Raw genomic sequence first — 26,038 nt, forward strand, 5'->3', positions numbered from 1 at the left:
CCGCCGGGCGGCTACCGGGAGCGGTGGCGCGGGCGGCGGAACGACGGGTCGGGCGGGCCCTGCCCGAGCAGCCACTCGAACAGCCGCCGGTGGTGCCGGAAGAACGCGCGCTCGCCCTGCCGCCGGTTCTTCTTCTTGTCCTGCTCCAGCGCCTCGGCCTCCTTCAGGCCGGGCGTGAACCCGCCGCCGAACCGGCCCATGTCCGGCCCGGGGAACCCCCTCGGCCCGGTGTTCTCCAGGGCCTGCTGCATCGACTCCACCCAGATCGGGCCGGGCAGCGACGCCCCCTGCACGGCGCCGTAGTACTGGTCGCCGATCTGCACGCCCTGGAGCGGGTAGCGGTAGGAGCCCCGGATGTCGCCCAGGCTCACCGCCGCGGCCAGGTCCGGCGTGTACCCGGCGAACCAGGCCGAGGTGTAGCCGTTGTTGGTGCCGGTCTTGCCGGCTGCCGGGCGGCCGATGCTCTGCCCCTGCATGGTGCCCTTGTCGAACACCCCGGACAGGACGTGGTTGACCGCGTCGGCGACCGGCCGTTCCATGACCTGCTCGCAGGACGGCGGCACGTGCGCGCGCCGGCCGCTCCGGTCGGTGATCTCCACGATCGCCAGCGGCCGGCAGTGCACGCCGCGGGCCGCGAACGTGGCGAAGGCCCCCGCGACCGTCACCGGGTCCATCTCGTTGACGCCCAGCGTGAACGTCGGCACCTCGCGCAGCGGCCTGCCGTCGGCCCGCACCGCCCCGAGGGCCCTGGCCGTCTTGACCACGTTGCAGAGCCCGACCTTGCGCTCCAGCATCATGTAGAAGATGTTCACCGACTTCCAGGTGCCGGTCTCGATGCTGTGCGGGCCGCCCGAGCCCTCGCCGCTGGCGTTGAGAATGCGCGTGCCGGGGTCGTTGACCGGGCGGCCGGCGCAGTTGCGGTAGCCCTGCGCGGGCACCAGCTCGCCCGGCGTCTGGAAGCCGTCGCCGAACCGCCAGCCCTGCTGCAACGCCGTGGCCAGGGTGAAGACCTTGAACGTCGAGCCCGCCTGGAAGCCCTGGCCGCCGCCGTGCGCCACGTCGGCGGGCAGGTTGAAGGTGGTCCTCGGGCCGTTCTTCTTGTTTCCGCGGTTGCGGCCGAACTCCTTGCTGGCCGCCATCGCCCTGATCCGGCCGGTGCCGGGCTCGATCATGGCCTCCGCGGCCACCTCGGTGTCCTCCGGCGAGACGTGCCGCCGGATCGCGCGCTCGGCCGCGCGCTGCGCGACCGGGTCGAGGCCGGTCCTGATCACCAGGCCGCCCCTCGCCATCCTGGCCCGCCGCTCGGCCGGGGTGTTGCCGAACGCCGGGTTCGACAACATCTCGTTCTGGACGTACAGGCAGTAATAGGGGTACGGGCTCTGCCCGCAGCCGCCCGGCTCGGGCCGCAGCCGCAGCGCCAGCGGCGTGCTCTTGGCGGCGCCGGCCTGGGCCTGCGTGATCAGCTTGAGCCCGGCCATCCGGTCCAGCACGAGGTCGCGCCGCTCCTTCAGCCGCGCCTGGTGCGAGCGGCCGAGCGAGGGATCGGTCGAGTACGGCATCCGCACCGCCCCCGCCAGCGTGGCCGCCTGGGTCAGCGTCAGCTTGGAGGCGGTGGTGGAGAAGAAGCGCCGGGCCGCCGCCTCAACCCCGTGGGCGCCGGCGCCGAAGTAGGCGATGTTGAGGTAACGCTCAAGGATCTCGTCCTTGCGGTACTTGTGTTCCAGGGCCATCGCGTACCGCAGTTCGGTGATCTTGCGGGCCAGGTTGGGGGCGCGCGCCTTGTCCCGTTCAGCGTCGGTGCGTGCGCTCTCGACCAGGATGTTCTTGACGAGCTGCTGCGTCAGCGACGAGCCGCCCTGCCGGATGCCGCCCGCCTGCGTGTTGGTGAGCAGCGCCCGCAACGTGCCCCGGACGTCGAGGCCGCCGTGCTCGTAGAAGCGGGCGTCCTCGATGGCCACGATGGCCTTGCGCATCATGGGCGCCACGGACGCGAGCGGCACGGCCGTCCTGTTGGCCTCGTAGAACTGGGCGAACTGCCTGCCGTCCTTGTCCAGCAGCCTGGTCACCTGCGCCAGGGGCTCCTCGCGGGGCGCGGGCGGCAGGTCGACGAAGGTGTCGGCGACGTTCTTGGCGGCCAGGCCGCCGCCGCTCACCACGGGAACGGCCAGTGCCGCCGCCAGCACCCCGCCGAGCGCCCCCGCCATGGCGAGGCCACCGATGGATCTGAGTACGGTCACGCAGATGATCTGCAACCAGCAGATCATCGGCAAACGCCCACTTCCTCGGTCTTTACCGTTCTCTTCGGATGTTCAGACCAAGCGAGGCGAACTGCTCGTACGGCCGGTGGTAGCCCCGCTCGATGTGGTGCACGCCCCGCAGCGTGGACGTCCCGTCGGCCACCGCGGCGGCCAGCACGGCCGAGAACCCGGCCCGGATGTCGGGCAGCGTCACGTCGGCGCCCCTGAGCTTGGAGACGCCGCGCACCACGGCCGAGTGCCGGGCGTTGGTGTCGTGGTAACGGCAGGCAGGCCCGCCCAGGCACTGGTCGAACACCTCGATCTCGCAGCCCATCCGCTGCAGCGCGGGCACGTAGACCAGACGGTTCTCGAAGACCGTCTCGTGCAGCACCGACATGCCCTGGCTCTGCGTGAACAGCACCATGAGCGGGGTCTGCCAGTCAGTCATGAAGCCGGGGTGGGTGTCGGTCTGCACGGCCGCCGAGCGCAGCCCCTCGGGCGGGGCGGTGGCGCACAGGTACTCGTCGTTGATGTCGAACCGGGCGCCCATCCTGGCCAGCGTGGTGATCGCGGTGACCAGGCGGTCCTGGGGGCAGCCGTGCACGCGCACCTCGCCCCCGGTGATCAGCCCGGCCGCCAGGTAGGAGAACGCCTCGATGCGGTCGCCGTTCAGCCAGGTGGAGGCGCCGCGCAGGTGGTCGACGCCCTCGATGACGATCCGGCGGTCGGGCGACAGCTCGATCCGGGCGCCCATGCGCTGCAGGAACAGCGCCAGCTCCACCACCTCGGGCTCCATGGCGGCGTTCTTCAGCACGGTCTTGCCCTCGGCCAGCACCGCCGACATGAGGATCGTCTCCGTCGCCCCCACGCTGGGGTACGGCAGTTCGAGCCGGGCCCCGTTGAGCCGCTTGGCCTTGGCCGAGATGCCGGTGTCGCCCACCTCCACCTCGGCCCCCATCGAGCGCAACGCCTCCACGTGGAAGTTCACCGGCCGCCGCCCGATCGGGTCGCCGCCGACCAGCGGCACGAACGCCTCCCCCGCCAGGTGCAGCAACGGCCCGAGCATGAGGATGGGGATGCGGTTGAGCCCGGTGAACGCGTCGGGCACCCGCGGCCTGATCTCCGCCCCGCGCTCGATGCGGATCTCGGGACCGGCGATCTCGACGTGGATGCCGAGCGCCTCCAGCATCGCCGCGGTGATGCCCACCTCGCCCACGTCGGGGGCGTTGTGGATGCTGCTCTCGCCATTGCCCAGCATGGCGGCGACCATGTGCTTGGACACACCGTTCTTGGAGCCCCGTACGACGACGTCCCCGCGGAGGGGGCCGGAGGGCTCGATCAGCCAGACCTCTTCTGCAATCACGAAGCGAGCCTAACCGGGAGATACCATCGAGCTGGTTCGGATGCAGTTGTGAGGGGGAATGGCGTGACGAGGGAAGTACGCGCTTTTGCGGTAACTGTCCTCATACTCGCCACTCTCGGGGTCGCCGCCGGGCTGAGCTGGTCCGCGATCTCGCCGCGGGCTCCGTACCAGGTGACCGAGCACGGCCTGGTGCTGGCCGACCTCACCACGCAGGCGTTGATCGCGGCCGACGGCTGGTTCGCGGTGATCACGGGCGCGCTGGGGCTGCTCTGCGGCGGTCTGGCGTGGTTCGCCGGGCGGCGCTGGATGCTGGCGGTGCTGCTCGGGCTGTGCGCGGGCGGGGTGGCGGGCAGCTTCCTCACGTTGTGGGCCGGGTCCACGTTCACGGTCGGCGCGGTGGCGGTGGAGGCCGCGGCCGAGCCCGGGGTGCGGATCGTCCCGGGAGCGCTGAAGCTGACCGCCGAAGGGGTGCTGGTGGCCTGGCCGCTGCTCGCGGTCGGCCTGTTCGGGCTGCTGGAGGGCATGCACGGCTACCGCGAGTCGCCGTTGCGGCACCCGTACGGCATCGAGCCCTAGACCGGCGGGCGGCGCAGGCCGTGGCCGGTGGCCTGCTCGAACGCGCGGGCCACGCGCAGCACCCTGGCGTCGGCGAACGGCCGCCCGACGATCTGCACCCCGACCGGCAGCCCCTCGGGCGTGAACCCGGCCGGCACCGAGGCCGCCGGCGCGTGCAGCACGCTGATCCAGTACGCCGAGCGCATCCAGGCCAGGTAGTCGGGCAGCCTTTCGCCGTTGATCTCGCTCACGTGCGGCTGCTCCACCGGGAACGGCGGCACCTGGCTGACCGGCGCGATGAGCACGTCGTAGGTGTCGAAGAAGCCGGCCATGCGCTGGTAGAGGCCGCTGCGCAGCCGTTCGGCGCGGGCCAGGTCGGCGCCGGTGACCGTGCGGCCGCGCTCGACGTTCCAGCTCGTGTTGGGGCCGAGGCCGGTCAGGTCGCCGAAGGACAGCGCGTAGTACCAGGCGCGGTAGATCCGGAAGGCGTCCTCGGCGTCGGACAGGTCGAGCGCGACCTGCTCCACGTGCGCCCCCAGCTCCTCGAACACGGCCGGCGCCGTCGCGGTCACCGCGGCCGTGCGCGGGTCGACCGGCAGCCCGCCCAGGTCGGGGCTCCACGCCACCCGCATCCCGCGCACGCCCTCCTCGGGCTCGGGCGCGAAGGTCTCCTTGATCGCGTACGGCGAGCGGGCGTCGAACCCGGCGACGGCCCCGAGCATCAGCGTGAGGTCCTCGACCGTGCGCGCCATCGGCCCCGGCACGGCCAGCGTGTACCAGGCGGCCGTGTCGGAGGGGTCGGGGACGCGCCCCGGCGTGGGGCGCAGGCCCACGACGTTGCAGAACGAGGCGGGGTTGCGCAGCGAGCCGCCCATGTCGGAGCCGTCGGCCAGCGGGACCATGCCGGTGGCCAGGGCCGCCGCGGCCCCGCCGCTGCTGCCGCCGGCCGACCTGGCCAGGTCGTAGGGGTTCCTGGTGGCGCCGAAGACCTCGTTGACGGTGTGCGAGCCGGTGCCGAACTCGGGCGTGTTGGTCTTGCCGATCGTGATCGCCCCGGCGGCGCGCAGGCGGCGCACGATCAGGTCGTCCTTGTCGGGGACGTTCCGCGCGAACAGCGGCGAACCGTACGTGGTGCGGATGCCCGCGGTGTCCACCAGGTCCTTGTGGGCCACCGGGACGCCGTGCAGCGGCCCCTCGGGCTCGGCCGCGTCGGCCGCCCTGGCCGCCTCCAGCGCCCGCTCGGCCACCAGCGTCACGATGGCGTTGACCCGGGGGTTGACCTGCTCGATGCGGTCGAGGTGGGCCTGGAGCAGCTCGACGGCGCTCACCTGCCCGGCCCTGATCAGGCGGGCCATCTCGGTCGCGGTCAGGTAGTGCAGTTCGCTCACCCTGCGATCCTGCCCCACCCGCGCGCCGGGACACGACGGCGACCTTTGCCCACCTCCCCCGCCCGCCTTGGCATCCACGCACAAGACGGGCCGGGGAGCCCCGGCGCGGTCAGACGCCGGGACGGGCCGGCCGGGGAGGCCGCAGAGGGTCAGGCGCCCAGGCAGGCCGGGCCGAGGAGCTGCTTGAGGTCGCCCATCAGCGCCGGTGACGGCGACACCCGCAGGCGGTCGTCGACCCGCATGACGGTCGTCTTCGGGCCGTTGTGCACCTGGAGGTGCACCTCCGAGGTGCCCGGATGCGTGGTGAGGATCTCCTTCAGCCGCCCGACCACCGGCGGCGTGCACCGGGTCAGCGGCAGGCTCACCAGCAGCGGCCCGCCCGCCTCCTGGGTCAGGTCGGGCGCGGTCACCTCCATGGCGATGATCTTCGCGACGTCCTCCCGCTTGTCGATGCGCCCCTTGACGAAGACGATCGCGTCCTCGGCCAGGATCGTCGAGCACAGCTGGTACGCCGACGGGAAGATCATCACCTCGATCGCGCCTTCGAGGTCTTCGAGCTGGGTGAGCACCCACGTGTCACCCTTCTTGGTGACCTTGCGCTGCACCCCGCTCAGGATGCCGCCCAGCGTCACGACCTGCCCGTCGGCCCGGCTCTCGTCCTGGACGGCGGCGATCGAGCAGTCGGCCCCCGCGGCCAGGATGTGCTCCACGCCGAACAGCGGGTGGTCGGAGACATAGAGGCCGAGCATCTCCCGCTCGAACTGCAGCAGCGTGTTCTTGTCCCACTCCCCGGGCGGGATCTGCACGTCGAAGGTCTGGTCCTCGCCGCCGTCGATCGCGCCGAACAGGGAGTCCTGGCCGATGGCCTCGTTCTTCTTGATGTCGATGATCGCGTCGACGGCCTGCTCGTGCACCATGACCAGGCCCTTGCGCACGTGGCCGAGCGAGTCGAAGGCCCCGGCCTTGACCAGCGACTCGATCACGCGCTTGTTGCACACGATCGCGGGCACCTTGCGCAGGAAGTCCTTGAAGTCGGCGAAGCGGCCCTTGGACTTGCGCGCCGCGATGATGCCGTCGACGACGTTGCCGCCGACGTTGCGCACCGCCGACAGGCCGAAGCGGATGTCGGTGCCGCGCGGGGTGAAGTCGAAGTCGGAGTCGTTGACGTCCGGCGGGAACACCTTGATGCCCATGCGGCGGCACTCGTTGAGGTAGAGGGCCGACTTGTCCTTGTCGTCCTTGACGCTCGACAGCAGCGCCGCCATGTACGCGGCCGGGTGGTTGGCCTTGAGGTAGGCCGTCCAGTAGGAGACCAGGCCGTAGGCCGCCGAGTGGGCCTTGTTGAAGGCGTAGTCGGAGAAGGGCAGCAGGATGTCCCAGAGCGTCTTGACGGCCTCGGAGGAGTAGCCGTTGTCCTTCATGCCGCTCTCGAAGGACTCGAACTGTTTGTCCAGCTCGGCCTTCTTCTTCTTGCCCATCGCCCGGCGCAGCAGGTCGGCTTTGCCGAGCGAGAACCCGGCGACCTTCTGCGCGATGGCCATGACCTGCTCCTGATAGACGATCAGGCCGTAGGTCGTGTCGAGGATCTCGGCCAGCGACTCCTTGAACTCCGGATGGATCGGGGTGATCTCCTGCTGGCCGTTCTTGCGCAGGGCGTAGTTGGTGTGGGAGTTGGCGCCCATCGGGCCGGGACGGTAGAGGGCGCCGACGGCCGAGATGTCCTCGAAGTTGTCGGGCTTCATCAGCCGCAGCAGCGAGCGCATGCCACCGCCGTCGAGCTGGAACACGCCCAGCGTGTCGCCCCTGCCCAGCAGCTCGTACGTCTTGCGGTCGTCGAGCGGCAGCTTCAGCAGGTCGATCTGCTCGCCGGTGGTGGACTCGATCATCTTCAGGCAGTCGTCGATGATCGTGAGGTTGCGCAGGCCCAGGAAGTCCATCTTCAGCAGGCCGAGCGTCTCGCAGGTCGGGTAGTCGAACTGCGTGATGATCGCGCCGTCGGAGTCGCGGCGCATGATCGGGATGTGGTCGGTGATCACCTCGCGGGACATGATCACGCCGGCGGCGTGCACGCCCGTCTGCCTGATCAGGCCCTCCAGGCCCTTGCCGAGGTCCATCGTCGCCTTGACGTCGACGTCTTCCTCGTAGAGCCGGCGCAGCTCGCCGGCCTCGTTGTAGCGCGGGTGGTCCTTGTCGAAGATGCCCGACAGCGGGATGTCCTTGCCCATCACGGCCGGCGGGAACGCCTTGGACACCTTGTCGCCCAGCGCGTAGGGATAGCCCAGGACGCGACCGGCGTCCTTGATGGCGGCCTTCGCCTTGATGGTGCCGAACGTGGCGATCATGGCGACCTTGTCGGCGCCCCACTTCTCGGTCACGTAGCGGATCACGTCGCCGCGCCTGCGCTCGTCGAAGTCGATGTCGACGTCGGGCATGGAGACGCGGTCGGGGTTGAGGAAGCGCTCGAAGATCAGGCCGTGCGGGAGCGGGTCGAGGTCGGTGATGCCCATCGCGTACGCCACCAGCGAGCCGGCCGCCGAGCCACGGCCCGGGCCGACCGGGATGCCGTTCTGCTTGGCCCACATGATGAAGTCGGCGACCACGAGGAAGTAGCTCGGGAAGCCCATCTGCTCGATGATGCCGATCTCGTAGTCGGCCTGCCGCTTGTGCTCGTCGTCGTAGCCCTCGGGCCAGCGGCGGTCCATGCCCTCCCAGACGGTCTTGCGGAAGAACTCGCTCTCCGTCATGCCGTCGGGGATGGGGTAGGTGGGCATGAGGTTCTTGAACTCGAAGAACCCGGTCGGATCGACCTTCTCGGCCACCAGCAGCGTGTTGCGGCAGCCCTCGGCCCACAGGTCGGAGGAGTCGACGGCGCGCATCTCGTCGGCGGTCTTGATGTAGTAGCCGGACCCGTCGAAGCGGAAGCGGTCGGGGTCGGACAGCTGCTTGCCGGTCTGGATGCACAGGAGGGCGTCGTGGGAGGCGGCGTCGGACTCGTAGGTGTAGTGGGAGTCGTTGGTCACCAGCGGCGGGATGGCGAGCTCTTTGCTGATGCGGGTCAGGCCGTCGCGGACCCGGCGCTCGATGTCGAGGCCGTGGTCCATGATCTCCAGGAAGAAATTGTCCTTGCCGAAGATTTCCTGATATTTCGCGGCGGCCTTGAGGGCCTCGTCGTACTGGCCGAGCCGCAGCCTCGTCTGCACCTCGCCCGACGGGCAGCCGGTGGTGGCCATCAGGCCGTTGGCGTGCTCGGCCAGGATCTCGGCGTCCATGCGGGCCCACTTGCGCACGAAGCCCTCGGTGTAGGCGCGCGAGCTGAGCTTCATCAGGTTGTGCAGGCCGGTCTTGTTGCGCGCCCAGATCGTCATGTGGGTGTAGTAGCCACCCGCCGAGACGTCGTCCTTCTTCTGGTGCGGCTCGCCCCACAGCACGGGCTTCTTGTTGTGCCGCAGCTCCGGCGCGACGTAGGCCTCGATGCCGATGATCGGCTTGATGCCGGCGCCCGTGGCCTGCCGGTAGAAGTCGTACGCGCCGTGCATGTTGCCGTGGTCGGTGATCGCGATGGCGGGCATGCCCAGGTCGCCGACCTGTTTGAACATCTGCTTGAGCCGGGCGGCCCCGTCGAGCATGGAGTATTCGGTGTGCACATGCAGATGGACGAACGAGTCGCTGGACGACATGGAGCGGCGCCTCCCCGGGTCTGGATGCGATGGTGCGCTCCGACTCTAGTGGGCCTGACCGACATCCCGGAGCCGCCTCGCGCGCCCCGCGAACCCGGCGCGCCGGAAGCGTCGCGGCCACCGGCCTCGATATCGTCTCCCTCACGCAAAGTAATGAAGGAGACACCGGGTGCGCACGCAGTCCGACGAGGGGTACAGCCACGCGCTGGGCAACCGCCAGATCCAGATGATCGCGATCGGCGGCGCGATCGGGGTCGGCCTCTTCCTCGGCGCGGGCGGCCGCCTGGCCGCCACCGGGCCCGCGCTCGTGCTCTCCTACGCCACCGCCGGGCTGGCCGCCTTCTTCGTCATGCGGGCGCTCGGCGAGCTGGTGCTCTACCGCCCGGCCTCGGGGTCCTTCGTCGAGTACGCCGGCGAGTTCATCGGCCCGTGGGCGGCCTTCGCCAGCGGCTGGATGTACTGGGTCAACTGGGCCTTCACCGGCATCGCCGAGCTGACCGCCATCGCCGCGTACGTCCACTACTGGGCCGGCGGCTTCCCCCAGTGGCTGACCGCGCTGCTCGCGCTGGGGTTCGTGCTGGTGGTCAACCTGCTGTCGGTCCGCCTGTTCGGCGAGCTGGAGTTCTGGTTCGCGATGCTCAAAGTGCTGGCCATCGTGATCTTCCTGGTGGTCGCGCTGGTGCTGGTGGTCTTCGCCGTCGGCGAGGCCGGGCCGCGCAACCTGGTCGCGCACGGCGGCTTCTTCCCCACCGGCTTCCCGCTGGTGCTGATGAGCCTGCAGTCGGTGGTGTTCGCCTACGCCTCGATCGAGCTGGTCGGCATCACCGCCGGCGAGACCGCCCGGCCGCACGAGGTCATGCCGCGGGCGATCAACGGCGTCATCTGGCGCATCGCGATCTTCTACGTGGGCTCGGTGCTGCTGCTGGCCATGGTCCTGCCCTGGACGGCTTACAGCGCCGGCACCTCGCCGTTCGTCACGTTCTTCGCCGGGCTCGGGGTGCCCTGGGCGGCCGACGCGATGAACCTCGTGGTGATCACGGCCGCGCTCTCGTCCTGCAACTCGGGCCTGTACGCCACCGGGCGCATCCTGCGGTCGATGGCCACCAAGCGGGAGGCCCCCGCCTTCGCCGCCACGCTCAGCTCCCGGCACGTGCCGATCGGCGGGATCGTGTTCACCGCGGCCATGTTCCTCGGCGGCGTGGCGCTGTTCTACTACCTGCCCGAGCGCGCCTTCAACATCGCCACGGCGGTCGCCTCGCTGGGGGTGATCACCACGTGGGGGGTGCTGGTCCATTGCCAGACGCGGCTGCGCGCCACCGGGCACCGGTCGGCGTTCCCGATGCCGGGCTCGCCGTACACCAACTGGCTGACGCTCGGGTTCCTGGCGCTGGTGATCCTGCTGATGCCGTTCGCCGACCGCGATCAGCGGGTGGCCTTCTTCCTCATCCCGGCCCTGGTCGCGGGCATCGCGCTCGGCTGGCTGATGGTACGCCGCCGCCGCCGGACGCGGGAGGCCGCGCAGGAGGCGGGTTAGTCTCGTCCGGGCAGGATTCGCCACTCGGGGGAGGCCAAACTGGACAAGCTGGACGACACACTCGGCCGTACGGCACCCGCCACCCCCACCCCCAAGCCACCGAACGCCACCGGGCCCGTCACCGGGCCGCCGGACACCGCTGAGCCCGTCGCCGGGTCGCCGGACACCGTCGGGGCCGCCACCGCCACGGTGCCCGCCGCCATGCCCGCCACCATGCCCGCCACCATGCCCGCCACCATGCTTCCCGCGATGCCCGCCATCGAGCCCGCCATCGAGCCCGCCACCGAGCCCGCCACCGAGCCCGCCACCGTGCCCTCGGCCCCGGTCGGAGCCGGGGTCGGGGCGGAGCGGCGGGGGCGGGAGCGGCGGGGGGCCGGATGGCGGGTCGCGGTGGCGGCCGCGGCGGCGGGTGCCGCGCTCGCGCTGATCGGCGTGCCGCTGGGCGTCTACCCGAAGCTCGCCTGCGCCGTGCTCTCCCCCGGCTGCCCGTCGGGGCCGCTGCAGGAGCCGCGCGGCGACCTGCCGCGGCTGACCCGGCTGACGCCCGTCCAGGCCGCGCTGAGCGGCACGTACGTCGCGCTCGGCGACTCCTACTCCTCCGGCGAGGGCGTCTACGAGCAGGACGCCGGCCCGGTCAACGACGGCGCCGACCGCTGCCACCGCGCCCGCGGCTCCTACGTCCCGCTGGTGGCGAAGGCACACCCGTTCACCGGCGGCAGCGCCTTCTACGCCTGCAGCGGCGCCACCACCCGCCAGCTCCTGTCCGGCCAGTACGGCCAGCAGCCCCAGATCACCCGCGTCGGCCCGTCGGCCAGCCTGGTGACGCTGAGCATCGGCGGCAACGACGCCGGGTTCACCGACGTCCTGACCGGGTGCATCGTCAAGCTGCCCTGGTCGTCGGCCTGCGTCGACCAGGACGCCGCGGTCGCCCGGCGCATCGCCGAGCTGCGGCCGAGCCTGACCAGGGTGCTCGGCGAGCTGCGCGCCCGCGCGCCGGGGGCCCGGGTCATCGTTCTCGGCTACCCCAGGCCGTTCCCCGCCTCGCCCGTCCGCACGGTCGACAACCTGAGCGTGGCCGACCAGCGGTGGCTCAACACCGTCACGCGCAAGCTCAACGACACGGTCGGCGCCGTCGCGGCCGAGCACGACCGCGGCCTGGCCGGCCTCGGCGCCCCCGGCAGCGTCGAGTACGTCGACGCCTACGAGGCGTTCACGGGCCACGAGGCCGGCACGCCGCAGCCGTACCTCAACAGCCTGGCCGTCGACATGGACCCGCTGACCGTCAACGCCCGCAGCTTCCACCCCACCGGCGACGGCTACCGCCGCTTCGCCGAGCTGATCAACCACCAGATCGCCACCGGCCCCGGCCGCCCGTTGCACAACTACCACCTCACCACCCCCTGAGCCGCGAGCCTCCCGCCCCGGCCTCAACGCCCCCCATCCCGACTGCCCCCCTGCACGACGTCCAGCTCGAAGCTCCTGATCCGCGAGCGGGCGGCCCGCCCGCGGCTCAGAGACGGCCCAGCCCGCGGCTCAGGGGTGGCTCGGTGGTGGGCTCAGCGGCGGGCGCGTTCCTCGGCCAGGTGGAGGCCCGCTTCGATGACGGCGTTCATGACGGCCGCCAGCCGCTCCTCGCCCAGTTGGGGGGCCCGCGTCGCCATCCGGGCCACCAGCGCACGCTCCCGCGCCAGGTCCCGTCCGGCGAACCCGCCCACCGGCTTGAGCCGCTGCACGACGCCCGCCAGGGCGGCGCGCCGCTCCAGGAGGGTCGCCAGCGCCGCGTCGACCCGGTCGATCGCCTCCCGGCACTCGGCCAGCGTCTCCGGCGACTCGGGCCGCAACAGCGCGCCGACCAGCGTCACGGCCTCCTCGGCCGCCCGCACGTCCGCAGCCTCCTCCCCCCGCCCGGACGCGCCCGAGCCACCGGGGCCGCCAGAGGTGCCCGAGCCGCCGGGCCCGGCGATCACGAGGCCGTCGGCGCCCGCCGCCACGGCCGCCGCCGCCAGCCCCGGGTCGCGCGAGACGTCGGCCAGCACCGGACGCCCCGACGCGGCCCGCGCCGCCCGCAGCACCCCGAGGTCGAGCCGGCCCCCCTCGCACAGGACCACCTGGTCGTTCCCCTCGGCCGCGCAGTAGCCGGCCAGGCCCACCCACTCCTCCACCGACGCCGACGGCCGCCGCTCGACCACCACCGGCAGCCCGAGCCCGGCCGCGGCCCGCACCAGCGGGATGTCGCGCGTCCACGTGGCCCCCACCACCACGGCGTCGGCCAGCGCCGCGATCGCCGGCAGGTCGGCCGCCGAGTACGGCTCCACCAGCGTGGCCCGCTCCCCCAGCGCCTCACGCGCGTCGACCTGCCCCCGATGCGGGCGCAGGCTCACCCGCCCGCCGATCACCACGGCCGGGCCGTGACCCACGCGCAGCCCGCCGATCGTCACCATGTGCCGCTCCAAGGTCGATGTCATCTCGACTCCCCACTCGGGCCGGCCCAGCGAAGCCGGCAGGAAAAACCAAAAGGCAGAGACGGGGCGTCTCTGCCTTGTGCCGACTCCAGGTGGTCGCTAGCTGACGACCGGCCCTCCCGGAGCCGGCTCGGTAAAGATGTAGCGACAAGTCATGTCTGAAACCTTACACCCGCCTCCACCTGCTGGACGTTCCTTCTCATATGGCGGACTGACCTTCCGGCGAGTCGCCGATGATCCCTCGCTATGGGAGTATTTCTTGGCCGAGAGGGAGGGTTTGAGGCCGTTGATGTCGGATCGCAAGCAGGACGGACGCCGCATCGCCGGCCGGTACGAGCTGCTGGAGCCCATCGGCAAGGGCGGCATGGGCATCGTCTGGCGCGCCCACGACGAGCTCCTCGACCGCACCGTCGCCATCAAGGAAGTCCGTTACGCCGCTGCCCTGGGCGACGAGGTGCAGCTGCTCAACCGGCGCACGATGCGCGAGGCGCGGGCCGCGGCCAGGTTCGAGCACCCCAACGTGATCGTCGTCCACGACGTGATCGAGGAGGACGGCCGGCCCTGGATCGTCATGCAGCTGGTCCAGTCGCGCTCCCTGGGGGCGGTGATCAAGCAGGAGGGGCCGCTGCCGCCCGAGCGGGTGGCCGAGATCGGCGTCGCCGTGCTCGACGCGCTGCACCGGGCGCACGAGGCCGGGGTGCTCCACCGCGACGTCAAGCCCGAGAACGTGCTGCTGGCCGACGACGGCAGGGTGGTGCTGACCGACTTCGGCATCGCCACGCTGGAGACCGAGACGCAGCTCACCGTGACGGGCCTGGCGGGCACCCCCGCCTTCATCGCGCCCGAGCGGCTCAAGGGGCTGCCCGCGCGCCGCGAGTCCGACCTGTGGTCGCTGGGCGCGACGCTCTACACGGCCGTGGAGGGCCGCTCGCCGCACGAGCGCGGCATGGCGCTGGCCACGATGCACGCCGTCCTGACCGACGAGCCCGACCCCGCGCCGCACGCCGGGCCGCTGGCCGGGGTGATCAGCGGGCTGCTGGTCAAGGAGCCGGTGCAGCGCCTGACGTACGAGGAGGCCGCGCGGATGCTGCGCGAGGCCGCCACCGCGTCGAGCCCGGCGGAGACCAGGCGCTTCCCCAGCCGGAAGCTGCGCGCCGCCGTCCCGGCCCCGGACCCCGTCGAGGACGAGGACGACACCCCCACCGACCCCGACCTGGCCGTCCCCCCGCCCCGGTCCGCGCCCCGGTCCTCGTCCCGGCCCGCGCCCCGGACCGCTCCGAGGCCCGCGCCCACGCCGAGGGGCAGGGCCGCCGGCACGCCGCCGCCCGTCGAGACCGGCCGGCGGATCCCGCCCTCGACCAGGGACTCCGCGCTCCCCGACGAGCCCACCGGCGAGCCCACGGTGGGCAGCCGCCAGGAGGGCCGCAAGTTCGGGCCGATCGCGCTGGCCGCCGCGGCGGTCGTGCTGGTCGCCGGGGTCGGCGGCTATCTCGGCCTGAGATCGGCCCCCGAGGACCACTCGTCCAGGCCGCCGCAGGCCAGGCAGTCGGCCAAGGCCCACACCTCGCCGTCCGGGCCCGCCTCGGGCACCGAGTCGAAGCCGCCGGCCACGAGCACGCCGTCGGCTTCGCCGTCCTCCTCGCCCTCGGCCACGCCGGACAAGACGGAGGAGTCCGACCCGCTGCCCAGCGGCTGGAAGATGTACAAGGACAAGGAGCTCGGCTTCTCCATCGGGCTCCCCAAGGGCTGGAACGTCTGGGACCGCGGCGGCCGTCAGGTCAAGTTCAAGGGCCCCGGCGCGGCCTCGAACGCGTACCTGATGATCGAGGAGGCGGCCAAGCCCGGCAAGGACCCGTACAAGGACTGGAAGAAGCAGGAGCCGTCGCTCAAGCACAACTTCGGCGGCTACAAGAAGATCGGCATCAAGAAGGTCGACTACATGAAGGCCGCCGCCGACTGGGACTTCACCTGGAACACCAACACGGGCAAGACCCGGGTGCGCGACCGCGGCTTCATCACCGAGAACGGGAAGGCGTACGCCATCTACTGGCACACCCTCAACAGCCACTGGAAGAAGGACTACCACTTCTTCGAGGGGTTCAGCGCGACCTTCAAACCCGCCAAGTAGGCTTCCCCGCGTGGAAAGGCAGGTCAGCAACCGGTATCGCCTCATCGAGCCCCTCGGGGAGGGCGGCATGGGGGTGGTCTGGCGTGCCTACGACGAGCTGCTCGACCGTACGGTGGCGATCAAGGAGGTCCGCTACACGGGCGTGGGCGACGCCAAGCGGGCCGACCTCAACCGCCGGACCATCAGGGAGGCCAGGGCGGCCGGCCGCCTCGACCACCCGTCGGTGATCGTCATCCACGACGTCGTCGAGGAGGACGGCCGGCCGTGGATCGTCATGCAGCTCGTCCGGTCCCGTTCGCTGGCCGAGGTGATCGGCGAGCGCGGGCCGCTGCCGGCGGCGCTGGTGGCGATGGTCGGCGGCCGGGTGCTCGACGCGCTGCGGGCCGCCCACGCCACCGGGGTGCTCCACCGTGACGTGAAACCCGAGAACGTGCTGCTGGCCGACGACGGCAGGGTGGTGCTGACCGACTTCGGCATCGCCGCGCTGGAGGCCGAGTCGGGGCTGACGGCGACCGGCGGGCTGGTGGGCACGCCGGCGTACATGCCGCCGGAGCGGCTCAACGGCGAGGCCGCCCGTCCGGAGTCCGACCTGTGGTCGCTGGGGGCCACCCTCTACGCGGCGGTGGAGGGGCGGCCGCCGTTCAAGCGCGACTCGTGGGCGGCCACGGTGGCGGCCGTGCTGCGCGACGAGCCCGAGCCGCCCGTGCGGGCGGGGGCGTTGCAGCCGGTCGTCATGGGGCTGCTGCGCCGCGACCCGGCGGCCAGGATGCCGGCCGGCGAGGCGGCGCGCCTGCTCCACCAGGTGGCCACCGGGCAGCCGCTGCTGGCCGACCAGACCCCCATGTGGTCGACGCCCTTCCCGGCCCCGGGCCCCGCCGCCCCCGGCCCGTACCCCCCAGGCCCGTACCCCCCAGGCCCGTACCCCCAAGACCAGGCCCCGCACGACCCGCACGCCACACCCAGTGGCCCCCACCCCACACCCAGCGGCCCGCACCCGCACCCAATGCCGAGCGGTCCCCATCCAACCCCCAGCGGCCCCTACCCGCCGCCGCAGGGATCGCAGCCCGTCACCGGCGACGCGCGGCCGCCGCACCGGACGGTCCCGGGAGAGCCGCGGCGGCGCGCCCGGACGATGTGGATCGCGGTGCCCGCCACGGCGGCCGTCCTGGCGCTCCTGGGCGGCGGCGGCGTGCTGCTCTACGACCAGTTGTCAGGGTCCGCCACGCCCACCCCGACGGCCGGCGCCCAGCCGCCCGCCACCGGCGAAGCCACCGCCTCGACACCGCCGTCGACACCGCCGTCGACATCGCCGCCGAAGTCCCCGACGCCCGAGCCGAGCCCCCAGCCGACCGAGGAGCCCACCGAGGAGCCCACCGGCGAGCCCACCGCGACGGCCCCGGCGGTGCCCGCCGGCTGGCGACCCCTCACCAGCGCCGCCGGCCGCTTCTCCATGGCCATCCCCAAGACCTGGACGGCCGCCAAGAACCCGACCAGGGACAGCATCCGCCTGTCCGGCCCCGGCACCCCCGGCGCGATGATCGTCGAGTGGACCGTCCCCGACATCCCGTGGAAGGACCCGCAACAGCACTGGATCGGCCTGGAGAAGGAGATCAAGGCCAAGGGCGAGTTCGACCAGTACACCCGGATCGGCATCACCCCCACCGAATACCTCGGCCTGCGCGCCTCCGACTGGGAGTTCACCCACATGCGCAAGGGGCAGCTCATCCACGTGATCAACCGCGGCTTCCACACCGCGGCCGGCCGCCCGTACGCCCTGTACTGGGAGACCCTCGACTCCCGCTGGGCCGCCGACCGGCACTGGTTCGACGCCTTCGTCAAGACCTTCCGTCCGGAATGACGCCGGAGCACGACGGCGCGCGCGAACGGGCCCGGTTCTGGCGGCATCCGGCGGTCCCCGGGACCGACCTGCTCAAGGCCCGCTACGTCACCCACCGCTTCTCCCGGCACGTCCACGACGGGTACGCCATCGGGCTGATCGTGGCGGGCGTGGAGGAGTTCGAGTACCGCGGAACCCTGCATCGGGCGGGCGCGGGCGAGCTGGTGCTGGTCAACGCGGACTCGGTGCACACCGGCCAGGCGGGCACGCCGGGCGGGTGGGCGTACCGGATGCTGTATCCGTCGGTCGAGGCGCTGGCCGGGATCGCGGCCGAGCTCGACGCGCCGCCGGGCACCCCGTACTTCCCCGAGCAGGTGGTGCGCGACCCGGAGCTGGCGGTGCTGCTCGGGCGGGCGCACCGGGCGGCCGAGCGCGGCGACGCGCTGGCCGCCTCCACCTTGTCGCGCACGCTGTTCGCCCGGCTGCTGAGCAGGCACGCCGCGCCCAGGCCGGACGCGAGCCCGCCGGGCGCGGGCCGGCAGGCGGTGCGCGAGGCGATGGCGCTGCTGCACGAGAGCCTGCTCGACCCGCCGACGCTGGAGACGCTGGCCGCGGCGGTGGGGGTGCGGCCGTTCCCGCTGCTGCGCGCGTTCAAGGCCGTGACGGGCCTGCCGCCGCACGCCTACCTCACCTCGCTGCGGGTGCGGCAGGCCCGCCGGCTACTCCTTGAGGGGGTACGCCCGGCGCAGGTGGCGGCGGACGTGGGCTTCACCGACCAGGCCCACCTGAACCGGCACTTCAAACGCGTCGTGGGCGTGCCGCCCGCCGCCTACCAAAAGGCCGCAGGAACGTACAAGACCGGATATTTGCCCAGTTCATAAGCTGTTTCCCATGGAACAGACAACTCGCCGTTCCGCCGCGGTGCGTGACGGCCTCGGTGTGGGACTGGCCGTGGGGTTGTCCGGTCTCGCGTTCGGCGCGGCGGCGATCACCGCCGGGCTCAGCGTGCCGCAGGCGTGCGTGCTGAGCCTGCTGGCCTTCACCGGCGCCTCGCAGTTCGCGCTGGCCGGGGCGATCGGCGCCGGCGGCGACCTGACGGCCGCGGCCGCGGGCGCCCTGCTGCTCGGCGGCCGCAACACCCTTTACGGCCTGCGCCTGGCCGACCTGCTGAACGTCCGCGGCCCGCGCCGCCTGCTGGCCGCCCACGGCGTGATCGACGAGACCACGGCCGTCACGCTGGCCCAGCCGGACGAGCCCTCGGCCCGCACCGGCTTCCTGACCACCTTCGCCAGCCTGTACGTCGCCTGGAACCTCACCACCCTCGCCGGCGCGGTCGGCACGTCCTTCCTGGGCGACCCGCGGGTGCTCGGGCTGGACGCCGTGGGCCCGGCCACGTTCCTGGCCATCCTGTGGCCCCGGCTGGCGGCCAGCGGGCGGCTGCGGGTGCTGGCGGTGGCCGGGGCGGCGGTCGCGCTGGCGGCCAGCCCGTTCTTCCCGCCGGGCGTGCCGGTGCTGCTGTCGGCGGTCGCGGTGCTGGTGGTGATGGTGCGATGACGGTCTGGTGGGCCATCGTCGCGGTCAGCCTCGGCTGCTACGCGCTCAAGCTGGCCGGGCTGGCCGCGCCGCGCCGGGTGCTGGACCATCCGGCGGTGCGCAGGTTCGCCGAGCTGGTGCCCGTGGCGCTGCTGTCGGCTCTGATCGCGGTGCAGATGTTCACCGAGGAGGGCAGGCCCGCGTTCGACCCGGCGCGTACGGCGGGGCTGGTGGCGGCCGTGGTCGCCCTGGTGCTGCGGGCGCCGTTCCTCGTCGTCCTGGCGGCGGCGGCCGTCGTCACCGCGCTTGCCCGGATGTTTCTTGGGTAGTCGCCGTGCATGTCCGATTCTGCGGGGATGGTCGGTGGCCGCTACCGGCTGCTCAGGACGATCGGCCAGGGCGGTATGGGAACCGTGTGGCAGGCGCACGACGAGGTGCTCGGCCGTGACGTGGCCGTCAAGGAGGTGCTGCCGCCACCGGACCTGAGCGGCCCTGAGCGCGAGGTGTTCGCCGTGCGCACGTTCCGCGAGGCGCGGGCGGCCGGCCGGGTGGCGCATCCGGGGGTGGCGGCGGTCTACGACGTGCTGGAGGAGGGCGGGCATCCGTGGATCGTCATGCAGCTCGTGCACTCCCGCACCCTGGGCGAGACCATCCGCGCCGACGGCCCGCTGCCGCCGGCCAAGGTCGCCGCCATCGGGCTGCAACTGCTGGAGGCGCTGCGCGCCGCGCACGCGGCGGGCGTGCTCCATCGTGACGTCAAGCCCGACAACGTGCTGCTGACCGAGGACGGCCGGGCGGTGCTGACCGACTTCGGCATCGCCACCACCGAGGACGAGGCCCCCGTCACCAGGACCGGCATCCTCATCGGCACCCCCGCCTTCATGGCCCCTGAACGGGCGGCCGGCGGCCAGGCCAGGCCCGCCTCCGACCTGTGGTCGCTGGGCGTGACGCTGTACATGGCGGTGGAGGGCCACTCCCCCTTCCACCGGGACAACGCCCTGGCCACGCTCGGCGCGGTCATGCACGCCGAGCCGGAGCCGCTGGCCCGCGCGGGCGTGCTCGCCCCCGTCCTGCTCGGGCTGCTGCGCAAGAACCCCGCGCAGCGCATGTCGCTGGAGGAGGCCGAGCAGCGGCTGAGGCTGGTCCTGACCGGCGGGCCGCTTGAGCAGACCGGCCCGGTGCCGGTGCCCCCGATGGCCGTACGCCGCCCGCGCAGGACGCCGATCCTGGCCATCGCGGCGGGCGCGCTGCTCGTGGGCCTGGTCACCGGCGGCGCGGCCTGGTGGACGAAGCAGTCGGACCAGCCGGTGCAGGGCCGCGCCCCGACGATCCCGGCGGTCGTCACCCCGCCCGGCAGCGACGCCCCGACGGACGCCCCGAAGACCGCCGTCACCGACTCCGAGCCGCCCCCCGCGACCTCGCAACCCGCGCGTCCCTCGCAGTCCGCCGCCCCCCGGCGCAGCGCCCCCTCGCCCACCAGCGGCGAACGGACCAGCACCCCCGCGAAGTCCCCGGCGAAGAAGCCGACGCCGACCAGATCGGCGGCCGAGCGGGACGAGCAGGACGACAAGAAGGACGACGCCCCCTCCAGAACCCCCGGCCAGATCGACCCCTCGCAGGACGGCGAGGAGTAGCGCCCGGCTCAGGCGTCGGCGGCGACCGCGTCGAGCGCCTTCTGCAGGTCCTCGGGGTAATCGGTGCTGAAGGACATCCACTCGCCGGTGGCCGGGTGCTCGAAGCCGAGCGAGACCGCGTGCAGCCACTGCCGGGTGACGCCCAGCCGGGCCGCGAGCGTGGGGTCGGCGCCGTAGAGCATGTCGCCGACGCAGGGGTGGCGCAGGGCCGACATGTGCACCCGGATCTGGTGCGTACGGCCGGTCTCCAGCTTGATGTCGAGCAGCGAGGCCGCCCGGAAGGCCTCGATCGTGTCGTAGTGGGTGACCGACGGCTTGCCGCCCGCCACCACGGCGAACTTGCCCTCGCCCGAGGGGTGGCGGTCGATGGGCGCGTCGACGGTGCCCCGGAACGGGTCGGGGTGGCCCTGGACCAGCGCGTGGTAGCGCTTGTCGACCGTGCGCTCCTTGAAGGCCCGTTTCAGCACCGAGTACGCGTGCTCGCTCTTGGCCACGACCATCGCGCCCGTGGTGTTGGCGTCGAGCCGGTGGACGATGCCCTGCCGCTCGGCCGCGCCGCTGGTGGCGATCGTGTGCCCGGCGCCGAGCAGGCCGCCGATCACGGTCGGGCCGGTCCAGCCGACGGTGGGATGGGCGGCCACCCCGATCGGCTTGTTGACCACGATGATGTCGTCGTCCTCGTAGACGATCGTCATGCCCGGCACCGGCTCGGCCACCGGCATCGGCGTGCTGACCGGGGGCGGCAGCGTCACCTCCAGCCAGGCGCCGGCGTGCACGCGGTCGGACTTGGCCGGCTGCCCGCCGTCGACCTGCACCTCGCCGGCGGCGATCAGCTCGGCCGCGCGGGTGCGCGAGAAGCCGAACAGCCGCGAGATCGCCGCGTCGACCCGCTCGCCCTCCAGCCCGTCGGGGACGGGCAGGCTCCGCCGCTCAGCCATCCTGGGGCTCCTTCCCGGTCTCCGCAGTGCTTCCCGTGGTGGTGTCGGTCTCCCTGGTGCCGTCGATCTGCACGTTGCGCCAGGCCAGCAGCACCGCCAGGATGCCGCCGCAGACGATCGCCGAGTCGGCGACGTTGAACACCGGGAAGTAGTCGATCACCGGGAAGTGACCGGGCAGCACCTCGATGAAGTCCACGACGTGCCCCTGGAGCTGCGTGGACCGGCCGAACCCCGACGGGTAGCGCAGCAGCCTGTCGGTCAGGTTGCCGAGCGCCCCGCCGAGGAGCAGCCCGAGAGTGATCGCCCACGGCAGGCTGTGGAGCTTGCGCGCGGTGCGCACGATCGCCACCACCACGCCCGCCGCGATGAACGTGAACACGAACGTCATCCCCGTGCCGATGCTGAACGCCGCGCCCGAGTTGAAGATCACCCGGAACTGCAGGACGTCCTGGAGGACGACGAGCGGCGCCTTGCCTTCGAGCGCTCGCAGCACGATCGTCTTGCTGATCAGGTCAGCCGCGTAGACGACGACCGCCAGCGAGGTGAGGATCGCGAGGAGACGTCCGCGCGGCCTGCCTAGCGGCGTTCCTCCTTCTGCTTGCAGGCCACGCACAGCGTCGCCCTCGGGAACGCCTGAAGACGTTCCTTGCCGATCGGCTTGTGGCACGATTCGCACACTCCATAGGTCCCTGCGTCGATCCTGGCGATCGCACGTTCGTTCTGCGCGACCAGATCGCGCGCATTCAGGGTAAGGGCGATCTCGCGTTCGCGCTCGTACGTCTTGGCGCCGGCGTCCGCCTGGTCGTCGCCCGCGCCCTGGGTGACGTCACCAGAGGCTATCTCCGACTCGTGGCGGAGGATGTCGGCCTCGAGCTCGTCGATCTCGGTCCGCAGCCTGCCGCGTACCTCGGCCAGCTCCTCTTCCGACCACATCGACGGTGTAGCGGTCTGCGTGACTGCCGCCATGGCTGCCTCCATGCTGATCAAGGCCGTGAATGGTGCGGGCAGCTTAGGATCCTCATAACGGAACGGCAAACGACCCGCCGGATGGTTTACCTCACCCGTACTATCCCGCCTCGCCCGTTCAACTCCTCCCCGGGGACGTCCATTCCCACAAATTTCCTCCTTGCGTACCAACGGCGGCGGCAGCGGGAGGAAACCTGGAAGTCTTCGGCTCCACTCTGCGTTATGGTTTGAGACTGCAAGGCGTTGATGGGGCCCCACCGCGAGCGATGCTGTGAGGGATATCACCCCGGAGCCGCCGGAAGAACGGCTCGGCAGAGCTCACTAGACCCGGCAGCAAGCGAATGAAGAGGGCCTCCCCGGAGGCCAAGAAGGGTGGTACCGCGGAGCCGCGAGGCTTCGTCCCTTCGCGCACGCCACAACCGGCCGACGACGCGTGGAGGTCCCGCCCGACATGTCTTCCCCAACATTCCGCTCTCTTCCCGCGCAGGTCGACCTGCCCGCGCTCGAGCGCGAGGTCCTCGACCGCTGGCGGGACGGGAAGATCTTCGAGCGGTCCGTCGAGCAGAACGCCGGCAACCCCTCCTGGGTCTTCTACGAGGGCCCGCCCACCGCCAACGGCCTGCCCGGCGTGCACCACGTCGAGGCCCGGGTGTTCAAGGACCTGTTCCCGCGCTACAAGTCGATGCGCGGCTTCAGCGTCCCGCGCAAGGCCGGCTGGGACTGCCACGGCCTGCCCGTAGAGGTCGGCATCGAGCGTGAGCTGGGCCTGACCGGCAAGAAGGACATCGAGGACTACGGCATCGCCGAGTTCAACGCCAAGTGCCGCGAGTCGGTGCTGCGGCACGTCGACGCGTTCGAGCAGATGACCGAGCGCATGGGCTACTGGATCGACCTGTCCCAGGCGTACCGGACGATGGACCCGTCCTACATCGAGTCGGTCTGGTGGTCGCTGAAGGTCGTCTTCGACAAGGGGCTGCTGTTCCGCGACTTCCGCATCACGCCGTACTGCCCGCGCTGCGGCACCGGCCTGTCCGACCACGAGCTGGGCCAGCCGGGCGGCTACGAGAACGTCTCCAGCCCGTCGGTCTACGTGCGCATGCCCGTGACGTCCGGGCCGCTGGCCGAGCTGGGCGCGGCGCTGCTGATCTGGACCACCACCCCCTGGACGCTGGTGTCCAACACGGCCGTCGCCGTGCACCCCGACGTCACCTACGTCGCGGCCAGGACCGCCGACGGCGAGGTGCTGGTGGTGGCCGAGCCGCTGCTGTCCGTCCTCGGCGAGGACGTCACCGAGGTGGCCCGCTGCACCGGCCGCGAGCTGGAGCGCACCCGCTACAGCCGACCCTTCGACCTGGTCGACATCCCCGGCGCCCACTACGTCGTGCTCGGCGACTACGTCACCGTCGAGGACGGCACCGGCCTGGTCCACCAGGCCCCCGCCTTCGGCGCCGACGACATGGCCGTCATCAAGCGGTACGACATGCCGATCGTCAACCCGATCGGCCCCGACGGCCGCTTCCTCGACGACGTGCCCATGGTCGGCGGCCGCTTCTTCAAGGACGCCGACGAGGAGCTCACCGAGGACCTGCGCCGGCGCGGACTGCTGTACCGGGGCACCCACTTCGAGCACGCCTACCCCCACTGCTGGCGCTGCCACACCGCGCTGCTGTACTACGCGCTCCCGTCCTGGTACATCCGCACCACCGCGGTCAAGGACCAGATGCTGTCGGAGAACGCCGGCACCAACTGGTTCCCCGAGACCATCAAGTGGGGCCGGTTCGGCGAGTGGCTGCGCAACAACGTCGACTGGTCGCTGTCGCGCTCGCGCTACTGGGGCACGCCGCTGCCGCTGTGGGTGTGCTCGGCGGACGAGAGCCACGTCACCTGCGTCGGCTCGCTGGCCGAGCTGGGCACGCTGGCCGGCCAGGACGTCTCCGCGCTCGACCCGCACCGCCCGTACGTCGACGACGTGAGCTTCGACTGCCCCTCCTGCGGCGCGCTCGCCACCCGCGTGCCCGACGTGATCGACGCCTGGTACGACTCGGGCTCGATGCCGTTCGCGCAGTGGGGCGAGCACGGCAAGCCGGAGGGCGTCTACCCCGCGCAGTTCATCTGCGAGGCCACCGACCAGACCCGCGGCTGGTTCTACTCGCTGATGGCGGTCGGCACGCTGGTCTTCGGCCAGTCCTCCTACGAGAACGTGCTCTGCCTCGGCCTCATCCTGGCCGAGGACGGCCGCAAGATGAGCAAGCACCTGGGCAACATCCTGGAGCCGATCCCGCTGATGGACCAGCACGGCGCCGACGCGCTGCGCTGGTTCATGGCCTGCTCCGGATCGCCGTGGGCGGCCCGCCGGGTGGGGCACAACGCCCTGGAGGAGATCGTCCGCAAGGTCCTGCTGACCCTGTGGAACACCTCCTCCTTCTTCACCCTGTACGCCAACGCCGAGTCCTGGAGCCCGTCCGAGCCGGCTCCGCCGGCCGCCGAGCGTCCGCTGCTGGACCGCTGGGTGCTGGCCGAGCTGCACCGGACGGTCGCCGAGGTCACCGCGTCCCTCGACGAGTACGACACCCAGCGCGCCGGCCGCCGCCTGGCCGACTTCCTCGACGACCTGTCCAACTGGTACGTCCGCCGCTCCCGCCGCCGCTTCTGGCAGGGTTCGCGCGAGGCGTTCGCCACCCTGTACGAGTGCCTGGAGACGGTCACCCGGCTGATGGCGCCGATCACGCCGTTCGTCACCGACTACCTCTGGGACGTGCTGCGCGCGCCCGGCGCGCCCTCCTCGGTCCACCTGACGAGCTGGCCGCAGGTGCGCGAAGACCTGCTCGATCCGGCGCTGTCGGACCAGATGGCCCTGGTCCGCCGGCTGGTCGAGCTGGGCCGCTCGGCGCGCGCCTCCTCCGGTGTGAAGACGCGGCAGCCGCTGCGCCGGGCGCTGGTGGGCGCGCACGGCTGGCCGTCGCTGCCCGCCGAGTTGCGGGGGCTGGTGGCGGACGAGCTGAACGTCCAGGCTCTTGAGGACATGTCAGGATTCGACGCCGATCTCGTGTCGTACACGGTGAAGCCGAACTTCCGGGCGCTCGGCAAGCGGTTCGGGTCGCGTACCAAGCTGGTGGCCGCCGCGGTGACCGCCGCCGACGCCACCCGCGTGGCCCGTACGCTGCGTGGCGGCACCCCCGTCATGATCGAGGCGGACGAGCTGGGCGAGATCATGCTCGGCCCCGACGAGGTGATCGTCACCGAGCAGCCGCGCGCGGGCTGGGCCGTGGAGACCGGCGCCATCGGCACCGGCACCGGCGAGACCGTCGCCCTCGACCTGGAGCTGTCCGACGAGCTGCGCCGCGCGGGCCTGCTGCGCGAGGTGATCCGGCTGGTCCAGGAGGCCCGCAAGTCCTCCGGCCTGTCGATCACCGACCGCATCGACCTGTGGTGGACGTCCTCCTCGCCCGACCTGGCCGCCGCGCTGCGCTCCGGCGGCGGCACGGTCGCCGAGGAGGTCCTGGCCGCGTCCCTCACCGAGGGCGGTCAGGAGGACCTCCCGGCCCACCACGACGAGGACCTGGGCCTGACGTTCCACCTCCGCCGCGCCTGACCCCGCCCGCCGCGGAGCCTCCGCTCCCGGACCGGCGAACGGCGTGCCGGACCTGATCCGGCCGGCGAACGCGCGGGGGCGCCACCGATGACCTCGGTGGCGCCCCCGACGCGCATGACCGCCTCCTCTCGCCCGCGATAAGCCGCTTCGTCCGGACATGGTCGGACAATGGGCGCATGACGTGGACCAACACG

At 72.1% G+C, this 26,038-nt stretch carries 18 protein-coding genes; 10 read left to right on the top strand and 8 right to left on the bottom strand.

The genetic code is table 11. From position 1 onward, the window contains the following. Positions 1-11: 11 nt before the first annotated feature. Positions 12-2,264 (bottom strand): transglycosylase domain-containing protein, encoded by a 2,253-nt coding sequence (locus ACIBQ8_RS22425; protein WP_397171393.1) that lies wholly within the window; start codon positions 2,262-2,264, stop codon positions 12-14. A 25-nt stretch (positions 2,265-2,289) separates the two neighbouring features. After that, entirely contained in the window at positions 2,290-3,600 is a 1,311-nt protein-coding gene (gene murA, locus ACIBQ8_RS22430; protein WP_397171391.1) for a UDP-N-acetylglucosamine 1-carboxyvinyltransferase, read from the bottom strand. A gap of 63 nt (positions 3,601-3,663) precedes the next feature. On the opposite strand from murA, the gene ACIBQ8_RS22435 reads away from it, so the two are divergent. Then, entirely contained in the window at positions 3,664-4,176 is a 513-nt protein-coding gene (locus ACIBQ8_RS22435) for a hypothetical protein (RefSeq protein WP_397171389.1), read from the top strand. Here ACIBQ8_RS22435 and ACIBQ8_RS22440 read toward each other — a convergent pair. Beyond that, positions 4,173-5,543 carry an amidase gene (locus ACIBQ8_RS22440; RefSeq protein ID WP_397192879.1) on the bottom strand — a complete coding sequence of 457 codons (1,371 nt, stop codon included), beginning with the start codon at positions 5,541-5,543 and terminating at the stop codon, positions 4,173-4,175. The two genes, ACIBQ8_RS22435 and ACIBQ8_RS22440, sit on opposite strands and share 4 nt — an antisense overlap. Positions 5,544-5,692: 149 nt before the next feature. Continuing rightward, on the bottom strand, positions 5,693-9,220 hold the full coding sequence (dnaE, locus tag ACIBQ8_RS22445) for a DNA polymerase III subunit alpha (protein ID WP_397192880.1): 3,528 nt from the start codon (positions 9,218-9,220) through the stop codon (positions 5,693-5,695). A 169-nt stretch (positions 9,221-9,389) separates the two neighbouring features. On the opposite strand from dnaE, the gene ACIBQ8_RS22450 reads away from it, so the two are divergent. Beyond that, the gene (locus ACIBQ8_RS22450) at positions 9,390-10,754 is read left to right on the top strand and encodes an amino acid permease (RefSeq protein ID WP_397171384.1); all 1,365 of its coding nucleotides are present in this window, start codon (positions 9,390-9,392) and stop codon (positions 10,752-10,754) included. A 201-nt stretch (positions 10,755-10,955) separates the two neighbouring features. After that, a complete protein-coding gene (locus ACIBQ8_RS22455) occupies positions 10,956-12,158 on the top strand; it encodes an SGNH/GDSL hydrolase family protein (protein WP_397192881.1) in 1,203 nt (400 codons plus the stop codon). A gap of 152 nt (positions 12,159-12,310) precedes the next feature. Here ACIBQ8_RS22455 and ACIBQ8_RS22460 read toward each other — a convergent pair whose 3' ends face one another. After that, entirely contained in the window at positions 12,311-13,219 is a 909-nt protein-coding gene (locus ACIBQ8_RS22460; protein ID WP_397192882.1) for a chorismate mutase, read from the bottom strand. Positions 13,220-13,505: 286 nt separating this feature from the next. On the opposite strand from ACIBQ8_RS22460, the gene ACIBQ8_RS22465 reads away from it, so the two are divergent. Genes ACIBQ8_RS22465 through ACIBQ8_RS22490 form a run of 6 tightly spaced genes read left to right on the top strand, consistent with a single transcriptional unit; the run spans position 13,506 to position 20,348 of the window. Further along, complete coding sequence (locus ACIBQ8_RS22465; RefSeq protein WP_397192883.1) at positions 13,506-15,344, top strand: protein kinase; 1,839 nt, start codon at positions 13,506-13,508, stop codon at positions 15,342-15,344. Between the two features lie 10 nt (positions 15,345-15,354). Next, entirely contained in the window at positions 15,355-17,202 is a 1,848-nt protein-coding gene (locus ACIBQ8_RS22470; RefSeq protein ID WP_397192884.1) for a serine/threonine-protein kinase, read from the top strand. Next, the gene (locus tag ACIBQ8_RS22475) at positions 17,199-18,062 is read left to right on the top strand and encodes an AraC family ligand binding domain-containing protein (protein WP_397192885.1); all 864 of its coding nucleotides are present in this window, start codon (positions 17,199-17,201) and stop codon (positions 18,060-18,062) included. The genes ACIBQ8_RS22470 and ACIBQ8_RS22475 overlap by 4 nt, the downstream gene beginning before the upstream one ends. Positions 18,063-18,072: 10 nt before the next feature. Beyond that, entirely contained in the window at positions 18,073-18,735 is a 663-nt protein-coding gene (locus ACIBQ8_RS22480; protein ID WP_357968077.1) for an AzlC family ABC transporter permease, read from the top strand. Further along, entirely contained in the window at positions 18,732-19,043 is a 312-nt protein-coding gene (locus ACIBQ8_RS22485) for an AzlD domain-containing protein (protein ID WP_397171373.1), read from the top strand. Before ACIBQ8_RS22480 ends, ACIBQ8_RS22485 begins: the two co-directional genes overlap by 4 nt. 9 nt (positions 19,044-19,052) lie before the next feature. Next, on the top strand, positions 19,053-20,348 hold the full coding sequence (locus tag ACIBQ8_RS22490; RefSeq protein ID WP_397192886.1) for a protein kinase: 1,296 nt from the start codon (positions 19,053-19,055) through the stop codon (positions 20,346-20,348). A gap of 8 nt (positions 20,349-20,356) precedes the next feature. On the opposite strand, the gene ACIBQ8_RS22495 is transcribed toward ACIBQ8_RS22490, so the two are convergent. Genes ACIBQ8_RS22495 through ACIBQ8_RS22505 form a run of 3 tightly spaced genes read right to left on the bottom strand, consistent with a single transcriptional unit; the run spans position 20,357 to position 22,252 of the window. Then, entirely contained in the window at positions 20,357-21,286 is a 930-nt protein-coding gene (locus tag ACIBQ8_RS22495) for an RluA family pseudouridine synthase (protein ID WP_397171369.1), read from the bottom strand. Then, on the bottom strand, positions 21,279-21,899 hold the full coding sequence (lspA, locus tag ACIBQ8_RS22500; RefSeq protein ID WP_397171368.1) for a signal peptidase II: 621 nt from the start codon (positions 21,897-21,899) through the stop codon (positions 21,279-21,281). Before lspA ends, ACIBQ8_RS22495 begins: the two co-directional genes overlap by 8 nt. Further along, a complete protein-coding gene (locus tag ACIBQ8_RS22505) occupies positions 21,863-22,252 on the bottom strand; it encodes a TraR/DksA C4-type zinc finger protein (protein ID WP_357705396.1) in 390 nt (129 codons plus the stop codon). The genes lspA and ACIBQ8_RS22505 overlap by 37 nt, the downstream gene beginning before the upstream one ends. A gap of 451 nt (positions 22,253-22,703) precedes the next feature. Between ACIBQ8_RS22505 and ileS the strand changes: the two genes are divergently transcribed. Beyond that, on the top strand, positions 22,704-25,844 hold the full coding sequence (ileS, locus tag ACIBQ8_RS22510) for an isoleucine--tRNA ligase (RefSeq protein WP_397192887.1): 3,141 nt from the start codon (positions 22,704-22,706) through the stop codon (positions 25,842-25,844). The last annotated feature ends 194 nt before the right edge of the window (positions 25,845-26,038 follow it).

The sequence above is a fragment of the Nonomuraea sp. NPDC049646 genome, assembly GCF_044465525.1.
GTDB lineage: Bacteria > Actinomycetota > Actinomycetes > Streptosporangiales > Streptosporangiaceae > Nonomuraea.